26 protein-coding genes are annotated in these 26,318 nt (G+C 35.2%); 20 read left to right on the forward strand and 6 right to left on the reverse strand.

The window, feature by feature from the left end:
• The first annotated feature begins 93 nt into the window (after window positions 1-93).
• The 3 genes from fahA to HH304_RS09290 all read left to right on the forward strand — a co-directional run bounded on the left by fahA (window position 94) and on the right by HH304_RS09290 (window position 3,004).
• Entirely contained in the window at window positions 94-1,371 is a 1,278-nt protein-coding gene (gene fahA / locus HH304_RS09280; RefSeq protein ID WP_169680670.1) for a fumarylacetoacetase, read from the forward strand.
• 66 nt (window positions 1,372-1,437) lie between these two features.
• Entirely contained in the window at window positions 1,438-2,352 is a 915-nt protein-coding gene (locus HH304_RS09285; RefSeq protein WP_169680673.1) for a flavin reductase family protein, read from the forward strand.
• The gene (locus HH304_RS09290; RefSeq protein ID WP_169680675.1) at window positions 2,345-3,004 is read left to right on the forward strand and encodes an HAD family hydrolase; all 660 of its coding nucleotides are present in this window, start codon (window positions 2,345-2,347) and stop codon (window positions 3,002-3,004) included. Before HH304_RS09285 ends, HH304_RS09290 begins: the two co-directional genes overlap by 8 nt.
• On the opposite strand, the gene HH304_RS09295 is transcribed toward HH304_RS09290, so the two are convergent.
• The 4 genes from HH304_RS09295 to porX are packed head-to-tail and all read right to left on the reverse strand — an operon-like array spanning window position 3,001 to window position 6,714.
• Window positions 3,001-3,492, reverse strand: coding sequence for a hypothetical protein (locus HH304_RS09295; protein WP_169680677.1), 492 nt, complete (start codon window positions 3,490-3,492; stop codon window positions 3,001-3,003). The two genes, HH304_RS09290 and HH304_RS09295, sit on opposite strands and share 4 nt — an antisense overlap.
• A gap of 9 nt (window positions 3,493-3,501) precedes the next feature.
• Window positions 3,502-4,728, reverse strand: a complete 1,227-nt coding sequence (locus HH304_RS09300; RefSeq protein WP_169680679.1) for an alanine dehydrogenase — start codon at window positions 4,726-4,728, stop codon at window positions 3,502-3,504.
• A complete protein-coding gene (gene tsaE, locus HH304_RS09305; RefSeq protein ID WP_271711570.1) occupies window positions 4,712-5,155 on the reverse strand; it encodes a tRNA (adenosine(37)-N6)-threonylcarbamoyltransferase complex ATPase subunit type 1 TsaE in 444 nt (147 codons plus the stop codon). The genes HH304_RS09300 and tsaE overlap by 17 nt, the downstream gene beginning before the upstream one ends.
• Window positions 5,152-6,714 (reverse strand): T9SS response regulator signal transducer PorX, encoded by a 1,563-nt coding sequence (gene porX / locus HH304_RS09310; RefSeq protein WP_169680681.1) that lies wholly within the window; start codon window positions 6,712-6,714, stop codon window positions 5,152-5,154. Before porX ends, tsaE begins: the two co-directional genes overlap by 4 nt.
• Window positions 6,715-6,821: 107 nt before the next feature.
• On the opposite strand from porX, the gene HH304_RS09315 reads away from it, so the two are divergent.
• The 6 genes from HH304_RS09315 (at window position 6,822) to HH304_RS09340 (ending at window position 12,493) form a co-directional block, all read left to right on the forward strand.
• On the forward strand, window positions 6,822-8,054 hold the full coding sequence (locus HH304_RS09315) for an HD domain-containing protein (protein ID WP_169680683.1): 1,233 nt from the start codon (window positions 6,822-6,824) through the stop codon (window positions 8,052-8,054).
• A gap of 19 nt (window positions 8,055-8,073) precedes the next feature.
• Complete coding sequence (gene lpxD / locus HH304_RS09320; RefSeq protein ID WP_169680685.1) at window positions 8,074-9,096, forward strand: UDP-3-O-(3-hydroxymyristoyl)glucosamine N-acyltransferase; 1,023 nt, start codon at window positions 8,074-8,076, stop codon at window positions 9,094-9,096.
• A gap of 32 nt (window positions 9,097-9,128) precedes the next feature.
• Entirely contained in the window at window positions 9,129-10,523 is a 1,395-nt protein-coding gene (locus HH304_RS09325; protein ID WP_169680687.1) for a bifunctional UDP-3-O-[3-hydroxymyristoyl] N-acetylglucosamine deacetylase/3-hydroxyacyl-ACP dehydratase, read from the forward strand.
• Window positions 10,520-11,299 (forward strand): acyl-ACP--UDP-N-acetylglucosamine O-acyltransferase, encoded by a 780-nt coding sequence (gene lpxA, locus HH304_RS09330; protein WP_169680689.1) that lies wholly within the window; start codon window positions 10,520-10,522, stop codon window positions 11,297-11,299. Before HH304_RS09325 ends, lpxA begins: the two co-directional genes overlap by 4 nt.
• 3 nt (window positions 11,300-11,302) lie before the next feature.
• A complete protein-coding gene (locus tag HH304_RS09335; protein WP_271711571.1) occupies window positions 11,303-11,932 on the forward strand; it encodes an ABC transporter ATP-binding protein in 630 nt (209 codons plus the stop codon).
• 75 nt (window positions 11,933-12,007) lie between these two features.
• Window positions 12,008-12,493: a hypothetical protein gene (locus tag HH304_RS09340; protein WP_169680691.1), complete on the forward strand. Its 486-nt coding sequence runs from the start codon at window positions 12,008-12,010 to the stop codon at window positions 12,491-12,493.
• A 68-nt stretch (window positions 12,494-12,561) separates the two neighbouring features.
• Here the strand turns inward: HH304_RS09340 and HH304_RS09345 are convergent, their stop codons facing one another.
• Window positions 12,562-14,970 carry an endonuclease MutS2 gene (locus HH304_RS09345; RefSeq protein ID WP_169680693.1) on the reverse strand — a complete coding sequence of 803 codons (2,409 nt, stop codon included), beginning with the start codon at window positions 14,968-14,970 and terminating at the stop codon, window positions 12,562-12,564.
• A 6-nt stretch (window positions 14,971-14,976) separates the two neighbouring features.
• The gene (locus HH304_RS09350; RefSeq protein ID WP_169680695.1) at window positions 14,977-15,321 is read right to left on the reverse strand and encodes a DUF4296 domain-containing protein; all 345 of its coding nucleotides are present in this window, start codon (window positions 15,319-15,321) and stop codon (window positions 14,977-14,979) included.
• A 164-nt stretch (window positions 15,322-15,485) separates the two neighbouring features.
• On the opposite strand from HH304_RS09350, the gene HH304_RS09355 reads away from it, so the two are divergent.
• From HH304_RS09355 to HH304_RS09405, 11 genes are all read left to right on the forward strand, one after another.
• On the forward strand, window positions 15,486-16,364 hold the full coding sequence (locus HH304_RS09355; protein ID WP_169680697.1) for a DUF58 domain-containing protein: 879 nt from the start codon (window positions 15,486-15,488) through the stop codon (window positions 16,362-16,364).
• Window positions 16,357-17,241: a hypothetical protein gene (locus tag HH304_RS09360; protein WP_169680699.1), complete on the forward strand. Its 885-nt coding sequence runs from the start codon at window positions 16,357-16,359 to the stop codon at window positions 17,239-17,241. Before HH304_RS09355 ends, HH304_RS09360 begins: the two co-directional genes overlap by 8 nt.
• Complete coding sequence (locus HH304_RS09365) at window positions 17,228-18,298, forward strand: vWA domain-containing protein (protein ID WP_169680701.1); 1,071 nt, start codon at window positions 17,228-17,230, stop codon at window positions 18,296-18,298. Before HH304_RS09360 ends, HH304_RS09365 begins: the two co-directional genes overlap by 14 nt.
• Before the next feature lie 4 nt (window positions 18,299-18,302).
• Window positions 18,303-18,974 carry a YggS family pyridoxal phosphate-dependent enzyme gene (locus tag HH304_RS09370; RefSeq protein WP_169680703.1) on the forward strand — a complete coding sequence of 224 codons (672 nt, stop codon included), beginning with the start codon at window positions 18,303-18,305 and terminating at the stop codon, window positions 18,972-18,974.
• Window position 18,975: 1 nt separating this feature from the next.
• Window positions 18,976-19,350, forward strand: coding sequence for a DUF423 domain-containing protein (locus HH304_RS09375; RefSeq protein ID WP_169680705.1), 375 nt, complete (start codon window positions 18,976-18,978; stop codon window positions 19,348-19,350).
• A gap of 127 nt (window positions 19,351-19,477) precedes the next feature.
• Window positions 19,478-20,302, forward strand: a complete 825-nt coding sequence (locus HH304_RS09380; RefSeq protein WP_169680707.1) for a CheR family methyltransferase — start codon at window positions 19,478-19,480, stop codon at window positions 20,300-20,302.
• A 24-nt stretch (window positions 20,303-20,326) separates the two neighbouring features.
• On the forward strand, window positions 20,327-20,920 hold the full coding sequence (locus tag HH304_RS09385) for a chemotaxis protein CheB (protein ID WP_169680709.1): 594 nt from the start codon (window positions 20,327-20,329) through the stop codon (window positions 20,918-20,920).
• A gap of 39 nt (window positions 20,921-20,959) precedes the next feature.
• Window positions 20,960-21,817 carry a GAF domain-containing protein gene (locus HH304_RS09390; protein WP_169680711.1) on the forward strand — a complete coding sequence of 286 codons (858 nt, stop codon included), beginning with the start codon at window positions 20,960-20,962 and terminating at the stop codon, window positions 21,815-21,817.
• 20 nt (window positions 21,818-21,837) lie between these two features.
• Window positions 21,838-25,260 carry a PAS domain S-box protein gene (locus HH304_RS09395; protein ID WP_169680713.1) on the forward strand — a complete coding sequence of 1,141 codons (3,423 nt, stop codon included), beginning with the start codon at window positions 21,838-21,840 and terminating at the stop codon, window positions 25,258-25,260.
• A gap of 117 nt (window positions 25,261-25,377) precedes the next feature.
• Window positions 25,378-25,920 (forward strand): SiaB family protein kinase, encoded by a 543-nt coding sequence (locus HH304_RS09400; protein WP_169680716.1) that lies wholly within the window; start codon window positions 25,378-25,380, stop codon window positions 25,918-25,920.
• Window positions 25,921-25,941: 21 nt separating this feature from the next.
• Window positions 25,942-26,304 (forward strand): DUF1987 domain-containing protein, encoded by a 363-nt coding sequence (locus tag HH304_RS09405; RefSeq protein ID WP_169680718.1) that lies wholly within the window; start codon window positions 25,942-25,944, stop codon window positions 26,302-26,304.
• Window positions 26,305-26,318: the final 14 nt, after the last annotated feature.

The following is a 26,318-nucleotide window of genomic DNA, read 5'->3' on the forward strand; positions in this document are numbered from 1 at the left end:
TAGAAAAGCACTGATATTTGTATAGGTTTTTACTTTAGCCGATATCTGTTAATTTTACGAAAACAAAAAATAAACAACATTAAACAAATTACCATGAGTAAAGCAAACGATCCGAAACTCAAGTCTTGGGTTTCAGTTCCTGAAAACTCTGATTTCCCAATACAAAACCTTCCATTTGGAATCTTCTCTACTTCTTATCTCAATAAAAGAGTTGGAGTTGCTATCGGGAATAATATTATAGATATGGACTACCTGCTGGTAAATGATTTCTTCAAAGGAATTGAACTTCCAAGTGAAGTATTTACCCAACCTTATCTAAATGATTTTATATCCTTAGGCAAAAAAACTACCAACGCCGTAAGAGAAAGACTTTCAGAGATTTTACAAGAAGACAATCCTGAGTTACGTGACAGCGAAGAAATGAGGGAAAGAGCTCTTATCCCAATGGAAGATGCCACAATGCAGATGCCAGTTAAAGTAGGTGACTATACTGACTTTTACAGTAGTATTGAACATGCTACAAATATAGGAACCATGATTAGAGACCCTGAAAATGCATTAATGCCAAACTGGCGACATTTACCTGTCGGATACCATGGTCGTTCTTCAACAATCATTCCATCTGGAATTCCAATTCAAAGACCATTAGGACAAACAAAAGCTCCTGATGCCGAAAATCCTACTTTTGGCCCAACCAAACGATTAGATTTTGAATTGGAGATGGCTTTCATAACAGGGAAAGCAACTCAAATAGGAGATTCTGTGAATATAAATGAAGCAGATGATTATATTTTTGGAATGGTAGTATTCAATGACTGGTCTGCCAGAGACATACAAGTATGGGAGTATCAGCCATTAGGACCTTTCTTAGCTAAAAACTTTGCTTCTTCTATTAGTCCATGGATTGTTACGATTGAAGCACTTGAGCCATTCAGAGTTGCTCAGCCGAAACAAGACCCTGAAGTATTACCTTACTTACAATCAAAAGGTGATAACAATTTTGACATCAACCTTGAGGTAGATATCAAACCTGAAAACAGTGAGGCGGTAACTGTATGCCGTTCAAACCATAAATATTTATACTGGAACATCAAACAACAATTAGCTCACCAGACTATAAATGGCTGTAGCATAAATGTTGGAGATATGTATGCATCTGGTACCATCTCAGGGCCAACAGAAGATTCATACGGATCTATGATGGAGCTTTCATGGAAAGGTACAAAACCAGTAAAAATGAAAGACGGCACAGAAAGAGTATTTCTACATGATGGGGATACTGTAACAATGAGAGGCTGGTCTGAAAAAGATGGTGTCAGAGTAGGCTTTGGTGAAGTCACCGCAAAAATTCTACCTGCAAGAGAACAATAATTAAAACAATTGAATAAGCGGGAAGGTTTTCTTCCCGTTTAATTTTATTGATAAATCAACCTGACAATGAACCCTGAAGAATACCTAACCATTAAGCCTGGCGATATTTCTGTACCCAAGTTTCATCATTATTTACTTGGTGCTGTTGCCCCACGTCCCATAGCCTTCGCATCAACAGTTGATAAAGAAGGTAATGTAAACTTAAGCCCTTTTAGCTTTTTCAATGTTTTTGGTGCTAACCCACCAATCATGATTTTCTCTCCGGCGCGCAGAGGACGTGATAACACAACTAAGCATACTTTTGAAAATGTGAAGGAAGTGAAAGAAGTTGTAATCAACATTGTTAATTATAGCATTGTCGAGCAAATGTCACTTGCCAGTACAGAATATGATAAAGGGGTGAATGAATTTGTAAAATCAGGTCTTACACCGGTTGCATCTGAAATTGTCACTCCTCCTCGGGTTGGCGAGTCTCCTGTAGCTTTTGAATGTAAAGTAAATGAAGTTGTTGAAACTGGAACAGAAGGTGGTGCAGGAAACCTCATCATTTGTGAAGTGCTAAAAATGCATATCAAAAAATCAGTATTAGATGAAAATGACAGTATTGATATCAAAAAAATAGATTTGGTAGCCAGAATGGGTGGAAACTGGTATTGCCGAGCTAATGGAGATGCACTTTTTGAAATTGCAAAACCACTTACAACAAAAGGTATTGGCGTTGATGCAATGCCGGGACATGTTAAAAACTCAAGTATCCTGACAGGAAATGATTTGGGGAAATTAGGCAATGTCGAAAGCCTTCCAGATCAGTCAGCAATAGATGATTTCGGAGTCAATGACCCAGAAATAGTATCGCTTAAAAACCAGCATGGAGACCAGCCAGATGAGTATCGTAAATTTCTTCATTTATTAGCTCAAAAATATCTGAATTCAAATGAGGTTGAAGAAGCCTGGTTAACTTTATTGCAGAAAAATGACTAAAATAAAAGCAATATTATTTGATATGGATGGAGTTATGGTTGACTCCAATCCGTATCATAAAGCCGCATGGCCTGTCTATGGCAAACAAATCGGACTTGACATCGATGATGACTTAATGGAAAAACACGTGTATGGTCATACAAACCATGATGCTTTACAAAACCTGATGGGTAAAAAGCTTGATAAGGAGCTTACTTTTAAAATGGGTGAGGAAAAAGAAGCTATTTTTCGTGAAATGATCCTTCCAGAATTAAAGCCGGTTGATGGCCTTATTGAGTTTATTGATTTCGCAAAATCCAGAAATATTAAATTGGCAGTCGCCAGCTCCGCACATAGAAGTAATATTGATTTTATCCTTGATGGCTTTAATATCAGAAGGGCTTTTGAATGTATAGTTGATGGCACAATGGTTGAAAACGGCAAACCTGAACCAGATATATTCCTGAAAGCAGCAGAATTATTTGGTTTTAAACCTAAAGAATGCCTTGTTATCGAAGATTCCCTGGCAGGTGTTGAAGCAGGTAGAAGAGCCGGTATGCCTACAGTTGGAATTACGACAACTCATTCAAAAGATGAACTAGACCCTATTGAATTTGCTGAATCCGATTTTAAAAATTTTCAAAAATTATTTTTAGAGAACTTCAATAATTAGGTACTTATGACCTCATTAAATTTCTTTGCTTCTTTGTAAATAAAATAAAATCCCAGCCCGATTAATATAATAGCAATAAAATACCCCAATGGTTCACCCTGAATTGAGTAGAGTGCTCGAATAATCGATTTCAACAATCTTACTTTCCCTCTTCCGGAATTACTATCACTTAAAAGGAATTCCATATCCCCGGTAAGTAATAATATACCAGGAGTAAAAAATATAATGAGATAAAGCAACATCATCCCACCTGAATTTAACATCCTTGATGATTTACTTTTCTTCCTTTCTAACTTAAAAGGATCATCAATAATGATACGAGACTCATCATTCTTCTTTTTATTCTCGACATACTTAATAATATGACTTATTGTCTCATCATCAACACCTTTAGACCTTAAGTTATTCACTACCTCTTTGATAGTACTTCCGGTTTTTAATAGATATTCAGCGTCACTAACTAGTGTCTGAAGTTTATTTTCATCCATATTAAAAAATTAAAACCTGGCGGTAATCAATAATTCCAAATCTCTATATCTTAAATTAAAGCGATGTGCAAGATGTTTATTAGTAAGGCTTCCTCTATAAGCATAAACTCCCTTCATAAACCAGGGATTTGTAAAAATCATATCATCGACGCCACCAAGCTCACCAATACGCAACAAAATAGGTGTGAAAATATTTGAAAAAGCTTCGGTTGCAGTTCTTGCAACTCTTGAAGCAATATTTGGAACACAATAATGCAAAACTCCATGCTTACGGTAAATTGGATCATCGTGAGTAGTGATTCTGCTTGTTTCAAAGCATCCTCCCTGATCAATCGATACATCAACGATCACTGAATCCTGCTTCATTCTGCTAACCATATCCTCGCTGACAACTATTTTATTCCTACCCTTTTCAGCTCTAACTGCTCCAATGACTACATCAGCAGTTTCCAAAGATCTACCAAGTCTGATGGTATCAATAGCAGAAGTAAAAACCTGCTGCCCCAAAGCATGCTTGATTCTCCTTAACTTATAAATATGATTGTCATAAACTTCGATTTCTGCACCCAAGCCTATGGCAGTTCTAGCAGCATATTCAGCGACAGTTCCAGCGCCTAAAATAACAACTTTTGTTGGTGGAACTCCGGTAATACCTCCAAGGATTACACCCATACCACGTTTTACACTACTCAAATACTCGGCTGCGATAAGCATTACGGTGCTACCTGCAATTTCAGACATTGCTCTGACTACAGGCATCCCTCCTACTTTATCTTCAATATATTCAAAGCCTACTGCTGTTATTTTCTTACTAATTAATGCATTAAGATATTCAGGAGTTTGATTACCAACTTGCATAGCTGAAAACAGAGTCTTCCCCGGTTCGATCCATTCTAACTCCTCAGCAGTTAACGGCTCAACCTTCAGAATAATATCTGCCTTAAATATTTGTTTCGGATCATAGCAAATTCTTGCTCCGGCATCACTGTATTGATTATCACTAAAATTAGACCTTTCACCAGCACCGGCTTCAATCATCACTTCATGACCATTATTTATCAATAAACCTACTGCTTCCGGAGTCAGGGAAACCCGATTCTCCTGATAGGCTGTTTCTTTAGGGATACCTATAAATAAGGATTTTTGATCTTTTTTAATTGGTTCCGGTTTTTCCTGAGTCATCAGACCGTGCTCCCTCGATAATGCTTCGAGTCCAGTTTTAAGCTGTTTCGTCATGCCTACCTATTTCTATAGTTCTGCTATCGTCTAAATTAGCAATAATTTTTATGTGTATATATTTTTCAGGCCAGAAAGATGCAACAAGCTCTGGCCATTCAATCAAACACCTGTATCCCGAATACAAATATTCATCAAACCCGATATCAAAAGCTTCAGACTCATGTTTAATCCTGTAAAAATCAAAATGATAGATTGTGTTTTCAATTTTTGAGGCATATTCATTAACCAAAGCGAAGGTAGGACTGCTAACCTGATCTTCAACTTCCAGCTTTTCACAAATCTTTTTTATCAAAGTAGTTTTTCCAGCACCAAGATCTCCTTCGAATAACCAAATTTTATAATCACCAAAATTGGATATCAATTCTTCAGCCACTTTGTCTAAATCATCAATTCCAAAATGGAATTCAGTCATGTCAATACTCATCTAATATTTTTAGGTTTAAGTTTTACCACAGGAACAATCATTTCTTCCAAAGATACACCTCCATGCTGAAAGGTATCATCATAATAGTTCACATAGTAATTAAAGTTATTGGGATATGCGAAAAATTGATCTTCTATAGCAAATACAAAAGTAGAAGTCACATTAACTTTTGGCAAGTATAATTTCTCCGGATGACGAACATTAAATACATTTTTACCATCAAAATTGAGATTTTTACCGGTTTTATATCTAAGGTTAGTATTTGTATTTCTGTCTCCAATAATCTTAAATGGCCTTTTCACTCTGATTGTACCATGGTCTGTACTCAAAATCACTTTCGATCCGGAGGCGGCTATTCTTTCAAGTGCTTCAAGTAAAGGTGAATGAGAAAACCAAGATTGAGTTAATGATCGATAACCTGATTCATCTGGAGCCAGCTCTTTTATCATATTTGATTCAGTACGTGAATGAGATAAAAGATCAACAAAATTATATACAACAACATTTAGCTGGTTATTCAATAAATTCGGCAGATCTTTTACAAGGCTCTTACCCTCATGAATATTTTTAATTTTGTGATAAGAAAATTTTACATCAATTCTTTTTCTCTTTAAATGCTCCTCCAGAAACTTATCTTCATTATTATTTTTCCCTTCGGACTCTTCCTCTCCAATCCACAGGTCCGGGTACCTTTTACTCATCTCCAAAGGTAATAAACCACTAAATATTGAGTTTCTGGCATATTGGGTTGTTGTAGGTAATATACTAAAATAGGTTTCTTCGGAAACAACGGAAAAATGATCATTTACCATTGGTTCTATCATTTTCCACTGATCAAATCTAAGATTATCAATAACTATGAAAAATAATGAAGAGTCTTTCTCTATTTCCGGAAAAACATACTCATCCATTAGACGATGACTCAATACAGGCCTGTCAACAGATGGATTGTTAAGCCAATCTTCATAGTTATCCTCTATAAATGAGGCAAAATTATGGTTAGCATCTATTTTCTGAGAATCTATCACTTCCGCCATACTTCTGCTTTCAGTGTCATCAATCTGCATTTCCCAGTAAACTAATTTTTTATACAGCTCTGCCCATTCATTAAAATCCAGATTATCACCGAAAGCCATACTGATATTTCTAAAATCCTGCTGATAACCCATGTTAGTTCGTTCGGTCACTAACCTTTTGTTATCAAGGATCTTCTTTACAGATAGCAGTATCTGATTTGGATTCAAAGGCTTGATGAGGTAATCTGCAATCTTCTGACCAATTGCCTCCTCCATAATATGCTCTTCTTCCGATTTGGTGATCATTATAACAGGAAGAGAAGGTTTTTTAATTTTAATCTGTTGAAGAGCTTCCAAACCACTCATCCCGGGCATGTTCTCGTCGAGAAACACAATATCAAAATTTGTATTTGCGACCTCATCCAACGCATCAAAACCACTATTAACGCCTGTGACGTTATAGCCTTTACTTTCTAAAAATAAAACATGGGGCTTCAAAAGATCTATTTCATCATCGGCCCATAAAATATTATACTTGTGCATCGGAAAAGACTTTAATCAGATTAACATTTTATTGTGATTTGAACATAATACTAAGCATAATTTAACATTTTTGCGCTAAATAACTAAAATAAGGAACTGAAAGAAGATTGAAACACCGAACTAAAATTTTTAATGACCCGGTTTACGGATTTATTTCCGTTCCATACGGCTTGCCTCTTGACACGGTAGATCATCCCTATTTCCAGCGATTAAGAAGAATCAAACAGTTAGGTCTTGCTGAACTTGTTTATCCAGGAGCATTGCATACACGTTTTCACCATGCTTTAGGTGCTTACCATTTAATGGGCCTTGCTTTAGACCAACTCCGAAATAAAGGACACCAAATTTCTGCAGAAGAATTTCAGGCTACTCAAATGGCCATTTTGCTTCACGATATCGGGCATGGGCCTTTCAGCCATGCTTTGGAGTACTCACTGATGCCGGGAATCAGACATGAAGAAATGTCCATCCAGATAATGAAAAGGCTGAATGATCAATTTGATGGTGCGTTTAACCTTACTCTAGACATATTCACAAATCAATATAACAGACATTTCTTTCATGAGTTAGTTAGTAGCCAGCTTGATATCGACCGACTCGATTACCTGATGCGGGATAGTTTTTTTACAGGAGTTAGCGAAGGTACCGTTGGTTCATCAAGGATTATAAAAATGCTTGAAATATATAACGACAAACTGGTAGTTGAAGAAAAAGGGATATATTCAATTGAAAATTTCCTCAATAGTCGTAGGTTAATGTACTGGCAGGTTTACCTTCACAAAACTGCTGTAGCTGCCGAAAAAATGTTAATTCAGATTATTAAGCGAGCTAAATTTCTTGCTCGAACAGGCACTGAAGTACATTGCTCTCCGTTTTTAAAACCCTTTCTAGAGAATAACTATACCATAGAACAAATTAAAAATAACCCTGAAATTCTTAATAATTATTGCCAACTTGATGACTCTGATATTTGGAACGCTGTAAAAAGTTGGTCAAGACATGAAGACAAAATATTATCATCATTATGTAGAATGATTATAGACCGAAGGTTATTCAAAATACATTTAAGCTCTGAACCTATTGATGAAGATCAGATCAAGCAAATGACTGATAAAATTCAAAAGCATTTTGATATTGCTCAGCATGAGGCTGAATATATGATCGATAATGGTAGCATGACTAATTCAGCATACTTGCCTACCAACCAGCCGATATATATTCTAACAAAAAAAGGCAAAATTGAGGATGTTGCAATAGCATCAGATTTACCTAATATTAAGGCGATGTCCAAAATCGTAAAAAAATATTACCTATGCTGGCCCAAATCTTTATCTTTGTAATGATTAAAAACCTAAATTAATGGAATTCACTATAAATCAGGTCGCAGAATTACTTGAAGGTCGAGTAGACGGCAATGGTGAAGAAAAAGTATTTACGATCAAAGGAATTGAAGAAGGAACGAAAGGAAGTATTTCGTTTTTGTCAAATCCTAAATATGAACCATACATTTACGAAACAGAATCTTCAGCTGTAATTGTCAAAAACGACTTCCAACCTAAAAAAGAAGTTGGCACAACCCTAATTTTTGTTGATGACCCCTACACTCGTTTCACTACTCTATTAGAACAAATTCAGAAGATGATTAACCCGGTTAAAATGGGTGTAGAATCTCCTTCTTACCAATGTGACTCGGCTATTGTAGGTAACAATATTTATCGTGGTGCTTTTAGTTATATCGGTGAAAGGTGCAAAATTGGTAACAATGTAAAAATTTATCCAAATGCATTTGTTGGTGATGATGTTGAAATTGGTGATAATACTATTCTTTACAGTGGTGTAAAAATTTATCCTAGATGCAAAATAGGTCAAAACTGCACTATCCAGGCAGGAGCTGTTATTGGAAGCGATGGCTTTGGGTTTGCGCCTCAAGAAGACGGGACATACAAAACCATCCCTCAACTTGGCACTGTAATTATTGAAGATAATGTTGATATCGGAGCCAATACGGTTATAGATAGAGCTACATTTGACGCTACAGTAATTAAAAAAGGAGTTAAATTAGACAACTTGATTCAAGTAGCTCATAATGTGGTGATTGGGAAAAACACAGTTGCAGCATCTCAATCAGGTATAAGTGGTTCAACGAAAGTTGGCGAAAACTGTGTAATTGCAGGTCAGGCAGGAATTGTCGGACACTTGAAAATTGCAGATAAAACCACTATTGCAGCACAAGCAGGCGTAACAAAATCGATCAAGGAAGCTGGTTCTACAGTATTAGGAAGTCCGGCTATTGATATTCGAAATTTCAGGCAATCATTTATATATTTCAAGAAGTTACCCGAATTAGTTGCCAGAATTACGAAACTTGAAAAAAAAGATTAACTTTACGCCCTCGTTAGAATTTTAGGGAGCACATGTATACGAGACAGCATACAATAAAGAAAGAAACAACAGTAAAAGGTGTCGGTCTTCATACCGGAGCAATGACTACGATGACTTTTTGTCCGGCACCGCCTGATCATGGCATCAAGTTCCAGAGAACTGATGTTGAAGGCCAGACAATTATTGAAGCAGATTGTGACCTTGTGGTTGACGTTTCAAGAGGTACAACACTTGAAAAAGATGGCGCAAGAGTTCATACAATTGAACACGTACTTTCTGCACTGGTTGGTGAACAGGTTGACAATATACTTATCAAACTTGACGGACCGGAAATTCCAATTATGGACGGATCTGCACAGCCCTTCATTGAAGTTCTTCGCGAAGCAGAACTTGAAGAGCAAAGTGCATTAAGAGACTTCTTCGAAATTCCTGAAGGCATTTTCTATCGTGATCATGAGAAAAATGTTGAAATGGCCGCTCTTCCTTTGGATGACTACAGAGTTACCGTAATGGTAGACTATAATTCTCCGGTATTAGGAAGCCAGCATGCGTCATTAAATGACATCAGTCAGTTTGCAGATGAAATTGCATCATGCAGAACTTTCTGTTTCCTTCATGAACTTGAAATGCTTCATAGTCAAAATCTTATCAGAGGTGGTGACCTTTCTAACGCAATTGTAATTGTGGACAAGGTTGTTTCTGATAATGAACTTGATCATCTAGCAGGATTATTTAATAAAGATAAGGTTGCAGTAAAAGAAGAAGGTATTCTAAACAATGTTGACCTTAGATATAAGAATGAGCCTGCTCGTCATAAATTATTAGATGTTGTGGGTGACCTTGCTCTTGTTGGTAAACCAATCAAAGCACAAATTCTTGCAGCGCGTCCTGGTCACGCATCAAATGTTGCTTTTGCTAAGAAGCTTAAGCGTTTGATGGAATCTACAACGAACAATAATATCCCAAAATACAATCCGAAGTTACCTCCGGTTCTAGATATTAATCAGATTTCAAATACTTTACCTCACAGATTTCCGTTCTTGTTAGTTGATAAGATATATCATCTGGATGAAACAAGTGTTGCCGGTATTAAAAATGTAACTATTAATGAACCTTTTTTTCAGGGACATTTTCCAAACAATCCGGTTTTCCCGGGTGTTTTACAAATAGAGGCTATGGCTCAGGTTGGAGGTATTTTGGTACTTAATACTGTACCAGATCCGGAAAATTACTGGACTTACTTCCTTGGAGTAGAAAGCTGTAAGTTTAGAAAAATGGTTCTACCAGGAGATACTATTATTATCGAATGTAAATTAATCGGTCAGATAAGAAGAGGAATTGCCAAAATGTCTGGGAAAGCCTATGTAGGCAATAACCTGGTATGTGAGGCAACCATGACTGCAAGCATTGTAAGAAAAGATTCATGAGCAATAACCTAGCCTACATTCACCCTAATGCTAAGATTGGTACAAATGTTACCATCTCCCCTTTCGTAACAATCGAAGATGATGTGGAGATCGGAGACAATACCTGGATTGGTCCTAATGTAACCATCATGTCCGGTTCAAGAATCGGTCAAAATTGTAAGATCTTTCCTGGTGCAGTTATTGGAGCTGTTCCTCAAGACTTAAAATTTAAAGGTGAAAAAACAAAAGCGGTTGTTGGAGACAATACGGTTATCAGAGAATGTGTAACAATTAACAGAGGTACTGTAGACAGAGAAGAAACCAGAGTAGGATCTAACTGTCTTTTAATGGCCTATGTTCATTTAGCTCATGACTGCCTGGTTGGAGACAATTGCATCATTGCCAATGCTGTGCAAGTTGCCGGCCATGTTGAAATAGATGATTTTGCTATAATTGGTGGAGCTAGTGCTGTACATCAGTTTGCAAAAATTGGAGCACATGTAATGGTATCAGGTGGGTCTTTGGTAAGAAAAGATATTCCTCCATATGTTACTGCAGGTAGAGAACCAATCAGTTATTGTGGTGTTAATTCTGTGGGCTTGAGAAGAAGAGGTTTTGATAACGAAAAGATAAATCAGATTCAAGAGATTTATCGAATCATCTACCAAAAAGGGTTAAATCGTTCAAGATCTATAGATCAAATCAGGCTTGAAATTCCTGCTAGTAAAGAAAGAGATTATATCATTAACTTCATTTCAGGTTCTGATCGAGGAATCATGAAAGGGTATGGTATTTAATTTATGCTTAAGCCTAGTATTTCCTGCGAAAATTTAAGTAAAAAATATATTAGACAATGGATCTACCGTGATCTGAACTACAAATTCGAGCACGGTAGATCTTATGCTATTACAGGGAATAATGGATCAGGTAAAAGCACTCTTATAAAGTCTATTTCCGGAGCACTCCTAGCTACCAAAGGAGATATAAAGTATTTTGATCAGCAAGGTAAAGCTATTTCTGATGAAGAAATTTATAAATACCTAATCTACGTTGCTCCATATTTCGATCTAATAGAAGAATTCACATTAAATGAAGCACTGGATTTTCATTTTTCATTTAAACCTTTAGTTAAAGGCATTAAAATGGAAGATCTTCCGAAAAAAATGCTTCTTGACGGAGCTCAAAATAAATTTATAAAGCATTTTTCATCAGGAATGAAGCAACGACTGAAACTCGGACTTGCTTTTTTTAGTGATGTGCCAGTTGTATTACTAGATGAACCATGTACTAACCTGGATGAAACCGGGATAACTTGGTATAAAAAACAAATGCAGGAAATTCATTCGAAAAGATTAATTATCATTTCTTCAAATCAAAAATTTGAATATGAATTAGCAGATTTTGTTTTAAATATGATAGATTATAAATAATTTTATGAATTGACCTCTATTGGAATCAAAAAAATTGATACTATATTTAAAGAAACTTTTTAATTTTTGCATTTTATGAGAAAGAATCTAACCATTTTATTAGGACTATTTTTAGCGCTTTCATTATCCTTAACTGGATGTAAAAAGAACGATGATAATGAGAAACCTGCTGATCAGGTAAGAACTGAACTATTATCAAATGGTGCTTGGACTCTTCAGACAGCTACAAGAAACAGTAGTGAAGTTGTTACAAGTAGCTATGCTGGCATGACTGTTACTTTTAATAGTAACAAAACTTATGTAGCAACATACACAAGTTCTACTCCTACTGAACTATATACCACATGGCCTGTATCAGGAAACTGGGATTATGTTAGTAACAACGGAACTCCTGATATCAATACATTAATAAGAAATGCTCAAACTGCTGGTGGTGTAGAAATTAGTCTTTCTAATGTTACTGAATCAACTCTTACAGCAGCTTTTACTATTGCTGATCCTCCATCTGGAGCTAAAGTACAAGGTATTTCAGGAAATTTCGTTTTCGAATTCACTAGATAAGAACTTAATAAAAGAACATAAAAAAACAGCCACTCTTGAGTGGCTGTTTTTTTTTATACCGTAATTGCTTAACTAAGCTTTACTATTGTAATACCTGCTCCTCCTCGATCTGCGTGTTCATCTCTAAAGGATTTAACAAAAGATAAATTACCTAGTTGATTTCGGACAAATTCTTTTAATACACCATTGCCTTTTCCATGTAATATCCTTACTTCCTTCATGCCTAACATATGAGCATCATCCATAAAGGCTTCGATAACACTAAAAGCCTCTTCTACACGCTTTCCCCTGATATCAAGCTCTGAATTAAACTCTGCCAGCTTTTTATTTAAATTCAAGGAAGAATAAATACCTCCTTTATATTTCTGATCACGATCCTGTTTTCTTGCTGACCGCTTTGAGATCTTCTCAAGTCTGTTAAGTTTGATAGTACTTTGAAGCTGACCTATCGCAACAGTAACATCTTTTCCTTTCATCTCTAAGACCTCTCCAATAGCTTCTTGTCCCTTAATTCTGACTGAATCACCAATTTCTATTGGTCCTTCCTCAACATTAATTGTTTCCTCTTCCTGAGAAACTAAATTTTCCTTTTCAGAAAGTTTTAGCTTACTCTCCGTTTCTGAAAGTTTTTTACGAGCTTCTTTTGTTGCTTCTTTTTCAGCATTAGCTTCCTTAATACGCCTGATCGTATTTTCTATATCTTTATTTGCTTGTTTTATTAAGCGTTTGGCCTCTTCCTTTGCTTCAGAAATATATTTATTCCTATTAACATCAAGATTACTTTCCTTATCCCTAAAGCTTTGAATTTGACTAGACAACTGTTGTTTTAGCTGTTTATTCTCAATTACAAGCTGTGAATATGAAAGTCTTTCCTTCTCTAATTGATGAAGAAGTTCTTCCATATTAACTGTTTCTTCTCCTAAAAAGGACTTTGCCTTTTCAATTACAGATTCAGGTATTCCGGTTTTGGATGCTATTTCAAAAGCAAATGAACTACCAGGCTTACCTTGTTCGAGCATATACAGTGGCTCTAACTTTTGCTGATCAAATAGCATACTTCCGTTTACCAATCCATCTGTAGACTCTGCCTTCGCCTTCAAATTACCATAGTGTGTTGTTATAACACCATAAGAAAGAGATTTAAGAAGTTCTTCAAGAATAGCTTCAGCTATAGTCCCTCCAAATTTCGGTTCGGTTCCGGTACCAAATTCATCAATTAAAAACAATGTCCTTTTACCACAAAATTTAATGAAATGGGACATGTTTTTAAGATGAGAACTATATGTACTCAAATCATTTTCTATAGATTGCTCATCACCTATATCAGCAAAAATCTCTCTGAATAAAGGAAATGTACTTCCTTCTCCTACAGGCACCAACATACCACATTGTAGCATATATTGAATCAACCCCATAGTCTTCAAAGCCACTGATTTACCACCTGCATTAGGACCACTGATAATTAATATTCTGTTTTCCCTTTCCAGACTTACCGTTAAAGGTCTTACCGGTTTTTCAGATCCTTTGTGAGTTATCAATAATACAGGGTTATATCCATCAATAATTTCCAGTTTCCCATCTTTATTGATGCTTGGATAAACACAATCTAGTGAAACTGCCAATCTAGCTTTAGAACGAATAAAATCCAGAAGTCCGATATACCTGATCACACTAGTCAAATCTTCAAAAAAAGGATTAAACTGATCTGTTAAAGCAGTTAATATCCTTATTACTTCCCTTCTTTCCCTTAATTGAAGATCTCTGATGTCATTGTTTATTTCCAGAACCTCCGTTGGTTCCATAAAAACTGTTTGCCCCGTTGACGACTCATCATGTACAAAACCTTTCAATACACGTTTATATTCTGCATGAACGGGTATCACCATTCTACCACCCCGAACAGTTAGTGTCATCCCTTCAGGAATAAATCCACTTTTATCAGCTTCCGACATCACCCGATTAAGAACCTTTCGAGCTTTAACTTCAGCATCAATCAAATCTTTCCGAATGAGATTAAGTTCTTTGCTAGCTGTGTTTCTAACCGCTCCCTTTTCGTCTATTGATCTTTCAACCTCTCTAAATAAGTGAGATGGAATTGAAATATTTTCTCCTAAACGCTTTAATGAAGGATACTCATCTTCTTGAGATTCAAAAAACGTAATGAGAGATAAAGACTTAGATAAATATTGTACCAGATATAATAATTCAGATGCTTCCAGCCAGGAACCAGAAAGCTTAATTTTGTTTATGAATGGAAATATTTCGATGCCATCTGCCAGGTCTATAACTACACCTTCTTCCAAAAGCCTTTTAAACTCATTTGTTTGAGTAAGCATCCTTGAGATTTCACCCCTATCGTGCGAAAATCTGATCTTATCAACAAATTCCTTTCCAGTCTTGGTTTTACACCCTTCCAGCAACACAGCTCTAACATGCTGAAAACCAAATTTTTCCTCTAAATTTTTAGGATATAGCATTAATATCTACTCTAATTTTTGTTCTTCAAGAGTTAAACTATCTATTACAGCATTAGTTACCTCTTTTAATTCATCAGGGTTCTCCAAATACCATTGATATGAAGTAAAATATGTCATTGAATCCACTTCAAATTTCTCAAAAATAGAATCCTGATAAATTTCAAATACAACTCGTTGAGAATCTACCGAACCAGTAACATAATTAACTTCACTATCCAAAAGATAAAGTTCCTTTTGAATTGAGATCATTTTTTCCCTATCGATTAAATTATCAGGCTTTTTATTTTCCTTTTCTGAACAAGAAATAAAAGCTAAAACCGACAAGGTCATAAGAATATAACTAACTTTCATATAGTTCAAATTTCGATTTTTTATATTGTATATCCCCATAAATGAAAATTCATTTTACATTTTTTAACGTTACCCAAATCAATAAAATAGTAACTTTAACGCCAATTATACATTTAAATGAATAGATTCGTGACTTTGTCATTGATCCGGAAAATTAATATATCATGCGGGAACTAATAAAAAAGCTCCGTAAATATGAAATACAGATAAGAAAAGCGATAAACACTCAGCTTCAGGGTGATTTCAAATCTGTATTTAAAGGTTCCGGTCTGGAATATGATGACGTCAGACAATATCAATATGGTGATGATGTCAGAACTATCGACTGGAGGGTAAGTGCAAAGGGGCATGGAACGTTTGTAAAAACGTTTATTGAAGATAAAGAACAGGTAGTATATTTCATTGTTGATGTCAGTGGTTCACAAGACATCGGTTCAAGAAATCAGACGAAACTTGAAATATGTAAGGAAATAACTGGTGTTTTGGCAATGGCTGCGTCAAGAGAAGCCAGTAAGGTGGGATTAATTGCTTTTTCTGATAGGAAAGAACTTTTTCTTAAGCCATTAAGAGGCCAGAATCATATTTATCAGTTGATAAAAAGTCTTTTTTCACTTCAGCCTAAATCACAGCAGACTGATTTAGATGGCGCCTTCAAGTACACCCTTAATCATTTAAAAAAGAAAAGTGTTGTATTCCTTATTTCAGATTTTATTGATGAAGATTACCAGCACACACTTAAAGGCCTTGCCAGAAAACATGATGTAATAGCAGTTCATGTATCTGATCGAAGGGAAAGAAAGATGCCTAAACTAGGAATAGTCCCTGTTCATGATAAAGAAACTGGAAAAACAAAGTGGATTAATTCGTCTTCTTCATTTTTCAGAACCCATATTGCAAAAAGGTTTGAAAGACATTCTGACGAACTTCAGGACTTTTCGAACAAGCACCAGATAAATTATGTACATATAGATACAAAAGAAAATTACGTACCAAAACTTATTCAATTATTTAAAATCAGAAATCAGACATTTAAGCGTGGTTAATTTTTTAAGGTACTTCTTATTCTTTTTCCTGACAACAAGCTCAATTCTAGCTCAGGATATCACTTATGAGGCATACTTTCGCTCTGATAGCGTTAAGGCAGGTATGCCATTGGAGTATGTTTTAAACGTTCAATACCCAAAAGAAATTGATGTTCTTCTACCGGATACAACCTTCAACTTTGGAGATTTTTTATTGACTGGTAGAAAATTTGCTCCTACATATTCCGATTCTATTTTCAGTTATGATAGTGTTGTTTATGAATTGACAAGCTTTAGTATTGAAAAAATTCAAACATTATCGTTACCTATCAAATATTACACAGAAAGTGATAGTGGTGAACTAAATACAAATACTGACACGTTGTATTTTGTAGAGTATATTCCTGTCGTTTCGGATACTTTACAAGTAAAAGAAAACACAGCCTTCCAGCCTCTTGAAAAGCTAATTAACTATCCGATACTAACGCTTGTTGTAATTTTTGTAATTGTTGTTATTATCATATTAATAATTGTATTAGCAAGACCTTTAAAAATTGCCTTGAAAAAATGGAGGTTAAAGAGAAAATATAATAGAATCAGAAACTCCTTTGAAAAACAAGAGGTCAACAACAGGCATGATGCTTCTAAAAAACTGGCTTTATGGAAAAGACTACTTGAAGTCCCTACTGATATTCCTGTTCCGGCCTTAACTACTGATGAAATAATTAAATTTTCTGATACTTCTCAAATTGAAACTGAACTCAGGTCAATTGACAGATATATTTACAGCAATAAAAATGACAACTCAGACCTGATGGTAGCTTATGATAAGCTTCTCAGTCTTTCAGATAATATTTTAGAACAAAAACTACAGCGCCTAAGCCATGCAAGAAAGTGATAACCTGTCAAATATTCCGTGGTATTCGCTAGATTGGTTTAACCCGGATAAATTCCCTTTAATTGGAACGGGAGAATACTTCGATTGGAAAAACGAGTGGGTTTTCTATTTGCTCCTGCTCATTCCTATTATTCTGGCTGTAATTCCATTTTTAAGAAAAAAAATTCAAACCTTGGAAGTTGCATTGCCAAAGAAAGATGTTGGTACTGACTTTACTTCTTATTTGCGTTTTATACCAACAATACTATTATCTCTTTCATTTATATGTATGGTAATTGCACTGGCAAGACCTCAAAAAACAAATGAAAAAATAGAACAATGGTCAGAAGGTATTGACATAATGCTACTACTGGATATTTCAGAATCAATGAAAATCCAGGATTTAAAGCCAAACAGACTTGAAGCCGCAAAAAAGACTGCTCTTGACTTTATTGATGGTAGAAATCAGGACAGAATTGGTGTGGTGATTTTTGCTGGTGAAGCATTTACTCTTGCTCCAATGACTACAGATTATGACCTGCTCAGATCTGAAATTGAAGACATCACATTTAGCAAAATAAGAAAAAGCGGAACAGCAATAGGCCTAGCCCTGGGAATGGGAATTAACCGCATGAAGGAGTCTGAAGCGAAATCAAAGGTATTCATTTTGTTAAGTGATGGAGACAATACCGCTGGAAATATAGACCCTAAAACTGCAGCTGAATTTGCAGCTGGCTATGGAATAAAAATGTATTCAATAGCTATTGGTCGTGAAGGTAGAGTTAGGTATGGTACCGATAATTTCGGACAGCCTTACTATGTTGAAAATAGTATTGATGAGACTACCCTGAGAATGATTGCAGAAATTGGAAACGGAAAATTCTTCAGAGTTGAAAACAACAAAGGCTTACAAGAGGTATTTAATACTATTGATCAATTAGAAAAAGCTAAAATATACGAAAACAGGTATAAAAATACTTTTGATTATTATTTCGTTTATCTGTATTGGGCCTTAGCTTTATTCCTGGGTTGGTTATTGACCAAATTAACAATCTTTTCAAATATTCTAGTTGACTAAGTTTATGTCTGAACTAATAAATAACTACAATAAGGTAAAAGAACAAATTGCTGAGGATGTTACTCTTGTGGCAGTTAGTAAAACTAAACCAAATCAGGATATACTTGAACTGTATAATGCCGGCCAAAGGGTATTTGGAGAAAATAAAGTTCAGGAATTAACCAGTAAGCAAGAAGAACTACCCAAAGACATACAGTGGCATATGATTGGCCATCTTCAGCGAAATAAGGTTAAGTATATAGTTCCTTTTGTTTCATTAATTCATTCTGTCGATAGCAAAAGACTAGCTAAAGAAATTAATAAAGAAGCAAAAAAAAACGACCGAATAATTGAGTGTCTTCTTCAGGTCCATATTGCAGAAGAAGAGTCCAAATTTGGTTTTGATGAAAATGAAATTATAGAAATCATCAGCAATAATGAATTCTCTGAATTTGACAATATTAAAATTGTCGGTTTAATGGGAATGGCCACATTTACTGACGACCAGGATCAGGTAAGAAAAGAATTTAAAAATCTTAAAGAAATTTTCGGCCGAATAAAAGCCATTGGTGCTTCACAAAACATCTCTATGAAAACCTTATCAATGGGAATGAGTGATGATTTTGCAATTGCCATAGAAGAAGGATCTACAATGGTTAGAGTTGGAAGTAAAATATTTGGAGAAAGAAATTACTAAGATGCAAAAAACTATTCTGACAATCGCTGGTTTTTCAGGAATGGCTGCCGTTATAGTTGGTGCCTTTGGAGCACATAAACTTGAGCCAATTTTGGTTGCAAACAACACTTTAGATACATTTCAAACAGCTTCAGAATATCACTTCTATCATACATTTCTTCTAATTGCCTTAGGGATATTATCTCGCCGGATACCAAAAAGATATACCCAGTTTAGTTTCATATCTACATTAGCAGGGATGATAGTCTTTTCCGGAAGCTTATATATTTATTCCTTATTAGGGTTAAAAACTCTGGCCATGATCACACCTATCGGAGGACTTTTCCTAATATTAGGCTGGATTGGATTTATCGTAGCCGTCATTTTCAAAAAATAACTTACATCAAAACGGTTAATTCCAAAATTATTCCTAGTTTTCGGTAACTTTTTAAATAACCCAAGCTAGAGGTGTTACCTTTTTGATTTTTTAGTTATTAACACCCAAAGTCTGTTAAGTGATCGGAATGCAAGAAATTGAAATAGCAAATTTAAGAAGGCTGACTGAAGTCGTAAAATCAACATATAACTACGATTTCACGAATTACGCAATGTCTTCATTTAAGAGAAGGATTGGAAGAGTTTTGGATCTTTTCAATTTTGCATCTGTTGATGCATTGATATCAAAGATCCAGACTGATCGTGCTTTTTTTGAGACATTCGTACAAGAAATCACAGTCAACGTAACAGAAATGTTTAGAGACCCTTCTTTTTGGAGAATATTAAGAGAAGACATAGTACCTAATTTGCTTTTGAATCATTCAAGTATAAACATCTGGCATGCAGGATGTTCATCTGGAGAAGAGGTCTACTCAATGTGTATTCTTTTAAATGAGATGGGCATTCTTGATAAATCCAAAATCATAGCAACAGATCTTGACAAAGGTATTCTTGAAAGAGCACGTGCAGGTAGGTTTAAACTGAAAAACATGGAGTTGAATGAGAAGAACTATATCAGATTTCAGGGAACTCATTCGATTAAAGACTATTACACCATTAGAGGTGACGATGTTCAGATGAACCCAGACCTTGTAAGAAATGTAAGCTGGAGGGAACATGATCTTGTTAATGGACCTGTATTTAACAAGTTTGATCTTGTGCTATGCAGAAATGTAATGATTTACTTTAATCAGAACCTTCAAAATGAGGTATTAAAGAAAATTCATGAGTCCATGTTTAAATACGGTTATCTGGCTATTGGTAATAAGGAGTCATTGATATGGTGTGAGATCGCCAATAAGTTTATCGTAGTTAATAACGAAGAAAAAATTTATAAAAAGATTAAAGAATAGAAAGCAGACCTTGAATCTATTAATATGAAAAAATACGATTTAAGTGATAAATATAAGGCCGTAGTTATCGGTGGGTCTGCTGGAAGTTTTCAGGGAGTCGTAAAGATTTTATCTAGTATTCCGGAAAATTTCACATTACCAATTATCATGTGCTTGCATAGACTCAAGCATGTAAGAAATGGCTTTGTTGAAGCCTTGAGCATTAAAAGTGTCAAACCGGTACATGAGCCGTTTGATAAAGAAAGCATAAAAAAAGGCAGAGTGTATTTGGCACCTGCTAATTATCATTTGCATGTTGAACTAGGTAATACCTTTGCTTTGTCTACAGACAGGTTAGAAAACAATTCCAGACCTGCCATTGACATAACGCTTGAAACAGCAGCATATGTTTATAAAGACAAACTAATTGGCATTCTTTTATCTGGCGCAAATAAAGATGGAGCCATGGGAATGAAAAAGATCAAAGACAGAGGCGGAATGACCATTATTCAGGATCCCGCAACGTGTATGATCGACACCATGCCAACTGCTGCAATGAAATTAACTGAAATCGATCATTCATTGAATATTGATGAGATCGTGAATTTTTTGAAACAACTTGACAGTCAGTATAAATAATTTATACAGCTGAATTTTTAGATATAAAATATAAGTTAAATGAAAAATAGCCTGAAGAAAATTGCTGGCCTGCTATTTATAATTTTTTTAGTTGGTGGTTTGTTGTTGGCATATCTGATGCAAGGCTTCAAAGGAGCTTTAATTCAGAATATCCCTTCATTGAATTTAAACAACATCCAATCTGGTCAGAATGTATTCAATGAACTTTTTTATACAGTAATGGGAGTTTATAGCATTGCATTGATATGCATTGTATTCTTATTTATTTCTGATAACAAAGCAGGAAAAGGAGATGAAAATTCTAGCAACCTTAAAGATTCTTCCAAATCACAATCTGAAGAAGATGATGCTGATCAAAGAATTGTAAATGATGATGAAATAGAAGATTCTAACTTAAAAGAAGTTGCTCAAATAATAAATTCTGAAGGAGATACTGAAAAAATCCTTGAAAAAGCGATTACTAAAATAAGTAATTTCATTGAAGCAGGTCAGGCCGCAATTTATTCAAAGGTAAGAGAAGATGACAAAACTAAACTTAATCTAATTGCTGGATATGCACTTAGCTTTGGTGAAGGAAGAAAAATCTCTTTTGATATCGGAGAAGGAATTGTTGGAACTGTGGGTAAGGAAAAAAGATTACTTGAGATTAATGATATCCCTGATGGGTATATAAACATTGTCTCAGGATTGGGTAAATCAACTCCTAACTCCTTGCTTGTAGCACCAATAGTAGAAAACTCTACTGTATATGGAGTAGTTGAAATTGCTTCATTCAAAAATTTCTCGGATGCTCAAAAGGAGTATATCTCAGAATGCTTGACCTATATGGCTAAAAAGCTTAAAAATGAAGCTAAAGCCAAAAAGGAAGATAATAAGTCAGAAAATACTAATGATTAATAATTTTAATTTTTTCACCTATGTTTAAAAACATCAATATCGGGGGAAAAATAACGACTTTAACTGCCCTAATTGTTTTGATTGGTGTTGCTATTTCAATAACAGTAGCATACAATCTGAACAAAGACAAATTAGAGTCGGAATATTTAAACCAGTTGTCTGTAGTTAACAGAGCAATCGATAAAGATATTTCCAACCGTTTCAATATGTATAAGAATACAGTTGAAGCAATAGCGGGAACTCAAGATCTTCAAGAAGCTCTATCTCTTTACAATGATTACAGCTACATTAACCCGGATAGCGTTGACAGTCTAATTGCTCCTGTTTTGAATAGAAAGATCTATTCATCAACACAAAGCAACTTATACATTACTGATATTACAGGTAATATTCTAGCTTCAACTGATGGTATTACCGACGTAAATATTGAGACAATTGCTGAATCTATCCTTCAAAAAGCGACTGAAACTTCAGCTATTGGAAATCTTCAGGAAAACGAATCCGGATTTGCAATATATGCTGCAGCTCCTGTTAAGTTTAACAGTTCAAATGTTGGTTATATTGTTACCGGACATTCATTAAATACTCTTTACCCAATTTTAGAAGACACTTCTTACCTTGGAAAAACAGGTGAAAACCTTCTTGTTTCAAGAGTATTAGATAGAGCAATCTATGTTAGCCCTTCAAGAACAGAGGGTAGTGAGCTTATAAAAAGAAGTGTTAGTATTGAAGAGCAAACTGCAAGTCAAAACGCTGTACGAAGAGTGATGGTTACAGATACTCTTGGTAGCATGCAAGATATTGACTACGCTAATAAAGAAGTTCTTTCAGTATGGAGGCCTATTCAAGGAACTAACCTGGGTATTGTTACCAAGATTGATCAGGATGAAATTTACTCATCTTCAAATGAGCTTCTTAGAAAATTAATCTTAGGTGGTATTGGAGCTTTGATATTCACAATCATCATAAGCTTATTAATCACAAGAACGCTAACTAAGCCGTTAAAAGAGTTACAAAATATAGTTAAAAACCTTTCCAAAGGTATTCTACCAAATAAAATTGGAATTAGAGGGAAAGACGAAATAGGGCAAATAGCCAGTGCTACAAGAAACCTTGTATCAGGACTAAAACGTACTGCAAACTTTGCCAAGCAAATTGGAGAAGGTCATTATGATGCTGAATTCCAGCCATTGTCTAATGAAGATACTATCGGTACTTCATTAATCAACATGCGAGATAGTATTCAGCAAGCTGAAAAAAGAGATCAGGAAAGGAACTGGATCGTAATTGGTGTAGCTGAAATTGGTGAAATTCTTCGTGCTCATAACGACCTTGATACTCTTGGATATGAACTAATTAAGTATATCACAAAGAAAACAGAGGCAATTCAGGGAGCTTTTTATGTCGTTCAAAATGAAAAAGACTCTGATGACTATGCAGAAGCAAGAGCTGTTTATGCCTACAACAAACAAAAGCAACTTAGAGCAAAATTCAAGTTTGCTGAAGGTCTGGTAGGACAAGCATGGGCTGAAAGAGACACTATTTTCAGAACAGAAATTCCTTATGATTATGTGACTCTGACTAGTGGTTTATTAGGTGAGCAAAGACCTACCTCTTTATTGATTGTTCCATTAATTGCTAATGAAATAGTTTATGGGGTAATTGAAATTGCGGGTTTCAAAAAATTCTCCCCTACTCATGTCAAATTTGTTGAAGAATTATCTACAATCATTGCCCAGACAATATTCAATATCCAGGTAAATGACAGAACGAGAAAGCTTTTACAAGAATCTCAGGCAATGAGTAATGAGCTTCAGGAGAAGCAGGAAGTTTTAAGGCAAAATGCCGAAGAAATGGAAGCTACTCAGGAAGAATTGAGAAGAACCAACAACCAGCTTGAAGAGCAAATTGAAGAGGTAAACAGAACGCAGAAGCGTATGCAGCTACTTCTTGAAAATGCATCTGAGGTTATTACTATTTACGAAGAAGATCAAACTATCAGATATATTTCTCCTTCAGTTGAAAAGATCCTGGGTCACAAGACTGAAGAGATGATTGGAATCAAGGATATTAAATTCGTTGAGGCATCATACAAAGAGAGCGTTAACGAAATGTTTAATAAGCTTCTTGAGAATCCTGATGAGCAGATCACCATTCAATACGAATATCAGACTGCTGATGGAAATCTAATCTGGATTGAGTCTACTGGAAACAACTTATTAAATGATAAGGCTATCCAGGGAATCATTGTAAACTCAAGGGATATCACTGAAAAACGACTGGCTGAGCAAGAGCAAAGAATGCGAAGTAAAATGCAGGCTCTATCTGAAAACTCGCCGGATCTTATTACCAGGATTGAGTCTGATGGTGAAGTTAGTTACATCAACCCGACAATTGAGGCGTTTACTGGTCAGAAACCTGATATATACCTTCACAAACATGTTGAAGAATTAGATCTGAATTCAGGAATTACAGATTACTGGATGGAAGTTCTGAATCAGGTTAAAGAACATAAAGAAAAAATCACTAATGAGATAGACTTCCCGACAGACAATGGTAATCTTGTCATGCAGGTTAATGCTATTCCAGAATATAATGAGGCTGATCTAATTGAGTCTGTACTTGTAGTTTCTCACGATATCACTGCCCGAAAGGCAATTGAACTAGAGATTCAAAACAAGAACAAAAAGATTAACGATTCGATTAATTATGCTAAACGAATCCAGGGAGCTATTCTACCTAACAATAAGGTTATTAATAAAACCCTGCCGGAATCATTTATTTTCTATCGTCCTAAAGATGTAGTAAGTGGTGACTTCCCTTGGTACTTACAGCAAGGTGATGATATATTCATTGCTGCAGTTGACTGTACCGGTCACGGAGTACCTGGAGCACTATTATCATTAATTGGTTACTTCTTACTAAATGATATTGTTAGATCAAGAAAAATCACAGAACCAGGAAAGATCCTTGATTTACTAGATGAAGGAGTAACAACTACCTTACGTCAGGACAGTGATGATTCGAAGACCAAGGATGGTATGGACATAGCACTATGTAAAATCAATCTTAAGGATAGTACATTAGAGTATGCTGGTGCACACCGACCATTGTATATGGTTCAGAATGGTGAATTGGTTGAAGTAAAAGGTAATAAATTCCCGATAGGTGGTGGATTATTCAAAAATCAGACAGAATTCACCAATACTGTAATCAAATTTAACCCGGGTGATTCGGCATATATCTGTTCAGACGGGTTCCCAGATCAGTTTGGAGGTCCACAAAACCGCAAATTTGGTCCAAAACGTACACGACAGCTAATTATGGACAACCATAATAAGCCAATGAAAGATGTTTACGGTATATTTAAGCACGAATGGGAAAACTGGATGAGTGATGAAAAGCAGACTGATGACGTTCTAATGATCGGAATGAAGTTTTAATCAACACTCAAACATTTCAAGATAAAATAGTTATCTTGGATTTTTCAAAGATGAATTGAATTTTTGATTATATAATAAAATAATTTTTTAAACATAATTTTTATTAAATCTGTTCCAATGAAATATGTATATGACCTGCATAAAACAATGTTGGATCACCATTTGATCCTTGTTTATGAGGGAGAATTCACTCAGGAAATAACTAAGTCGGTATTATCCATGGCTGAAAGAAACATGGACGCGATTGGTGAGGACTCCAGCATCAAAAGGAAAGTATTCAATGTAATGGTTGAAGCACTCCAAAACATTGTAAAGCACAGTGAGAACACTGAAAGGGATGGCTCCGGTAGACAAAATGCCATTTTCATGCTTGGCAAAAGCAACAATGAATATTTGATTACATCAGGTAATGCTTGTAAGATTTCAGATGTGGATGAAATCAAGGTAAAACTTGAGAAGATCAATTCACTTGATAAAGATGGATTAAAACAACTTTATAAGGATACTATCAAGAGCGGTTCACTTTCTGAAAAAGGTGGTGCCGGATTAGGTTTTGTTGATATGGCAAGAAAATCAGGAAAACCTCTTAACTTTGATTTTATAAAGATCGATGATGAACATTCATTTTTCTCACTGCAAACTTTAATTTCAAGAGTTTAACAAATTAACGATTACAAAAAAATGGAAATTATAAACCTGGAAGGTACAGAAGATACTCCAAAGATTATCCTTGATAAATCAAATGGAATTTTCGAGATCTCAGGAAGATCATTACCTGAAGACTCTGCTGAGTTCTTTAATCCGATTCTTGAATGGATCGAATCTTATGCTGAGAGCCCAAATGATAAAACAGATTTTGTTTTCAAACTTGAATATTTCAATACAGCATCTTCAAAATTAATTCTTGACATTCTTTCATCTTTAGAAGACATTGAAAACACTACTATTCAGTGGTATTTTCATGAAGATGACGAGGATATGGAAGAAGCTGGCGAAGAATTCTCAGAACTTGTTGAGATTCCTTTCGAATTCAAAACTTATTAATAAATAGGTACTTT

It is taken from the genome of Marinigracilibium pacificum (genome assembly GCF_012926615.1).
Lineage (GTDB): Bacteria > Bacteroidota > Bacteroidia > Cytophagales > Cyclobacteriaceae > Mangrovivirga > Mangrovivirga pacifica.

Coding starts and splice junctions, on each gene's coding strand:
- HH304_RS09350 (WP_169680695.1), bottom strand. CDS start 15,321: ATGAAAGTTAGTTATATTCTTATGACCTTGTCGGTTTTAGCTTTTATT.
- HH304_RS09375 (WP_169680705.1), top strand. CDS start 18,976: ATGCAAAAAACTATTCTGACAATCGCTGGTTTTTCAGGAATGGCTGCC.
- fahA (WP_169680670.1), top strand. CDS start 94: ATGAGTAAAGCAAACGATCCGAAACTCAAGTCTTGGGTTTCAGTTCCT.
- HH304_RS09290 (WP_169680675.1), top strand. CDS start 2,345: ATGACTAAAATAAAAGCAATATTATTTGATATGGATGGAGTTATGGTT.
- HH304_RS09355 (WP_169680697.1), top strand. CDS start 15,486: ATGCGGGAACTAATAAAAAAGCTCCGTAAATATGAAATACAGATAAGA.
- HH304_RS09390 (WP_169680711.1), top strand. CDS start 20,960: ATGAAAAATAGCCTGAAGAAAATTGCTGGCCTGCTATTTATAATTTTT.
- HH304_RS09285 (WP_169680673.1), top strand. CDS start 1,438: ATGAACCCTGAAGAATACCTAACCATTAAGCCTGGCGATATTTCTGTA.
- HH304_RS09335 (WP_271711571.1), top strand. CDS start 11,303: ATGCTTAAGCCTAGTATTTCCTGCGAAAATTTAAGTAAAAAATATATT.
- HH304_RS09395 (WP_169680713.1), top strand. CDS start 21,838: ATGTTTAAAAACATCAATATCGGGGGAAAAATAACGACTTTAACTGCC.
- HH304_RS09370 (WP_169680703.1), top strand. CDS start 18,303: ATGTCTGAACTAATAAATAACTACAATAAGGTAAAAGAACAAATTGCT.
- HH304_RS09300 (WP_169680679.1), bottom strand. CDS start 4,728: ATGACGAAACAGCTTAAAACTGGACTCGAAGCATTATCGAGGGAGCAC.
- HH304_RS09325 (WP_169680687.1), top strand. CDS start 9,129: ATGTATACGAGACAGCATACAATAAAGAAAGAAACAACAGTAAAAGGT.
- HH304_RS09340 (WP_169680691.1), top strand. CDS start 12,008: ATGAGAAAGAATCTAACCATTTTATTAGGACTATTTTTAGCGCTTTCA.
- HH304_RS09380 (WP_169680707.1), top strand. CDS start 19,478: ATGCAAGAAATTGAAATAGCAAATTTAAGAAGGCTGACTGAAGTCGTA.
- HH304_RS09345 (WP_169680693.1), bottom strand. CDS start 14,970: ATGCTATATCCTAAAAATTTAGAGGAAAAATTTGGTTTTCAGCATGTT.
- HH304_RS09400 (WP_169680716.1), top strand. CDS start 25,378: ATGAAATATGTATATGACCTGCATAAAACAATGTTGGATCACCATTTG.
- lpxA (WP_169680689.1), top strand. CDS start 10,520: ATGAGCAATAACCTAGCCTACATTCACCCTAATGCTAAGATTGGTACA.
- tsaE (WP_271711570.1), bottom strand. CDS start 5,155: ATGAGTATTGACATGACTGAATTCCATTTTGGAATTGATGATTTAGAC.
- porX (WP_169680681.1), bottom strand. CDS start 6,714: ATGCACAAGTATAATATTTTATGGGCCGATGATGAAATAGATCTTTTG.
- HH304_RS09405 (WP_169680718.1), top strand. CDS start 25,942: ATGGAAATTATAAACCTGGAAGGTACAGAAGATACTCCAAAGATTATC.
- HH304_RS09365 (WP_169680701.1), top strand. CDS start 17,228: ATGCAAGAAAGTGATAACCTGTCAAATATTCCGTGGTATTCGCTAGAT.
- HH304_RS09295 (WP_169680677.1), bottom strand. CDS start 3,492: ATGGATGAAAATAAACTTCAGACACTAGTTAGTGACGCTGAATATCTA.
- HH304_RS09385 (WP_169680709.1), top strand. CDS start 20,327: ATGAAAAAATACGATTTAAGTGATAAATATAAGGCCGTAGTTATCGGT.
- lpxD (WP_169680685.1), top strand. CDS start 8,074: ATGGAATTCACTATAAATCAGGTCGCAGAATTACTTGAAGGTCGAGTA.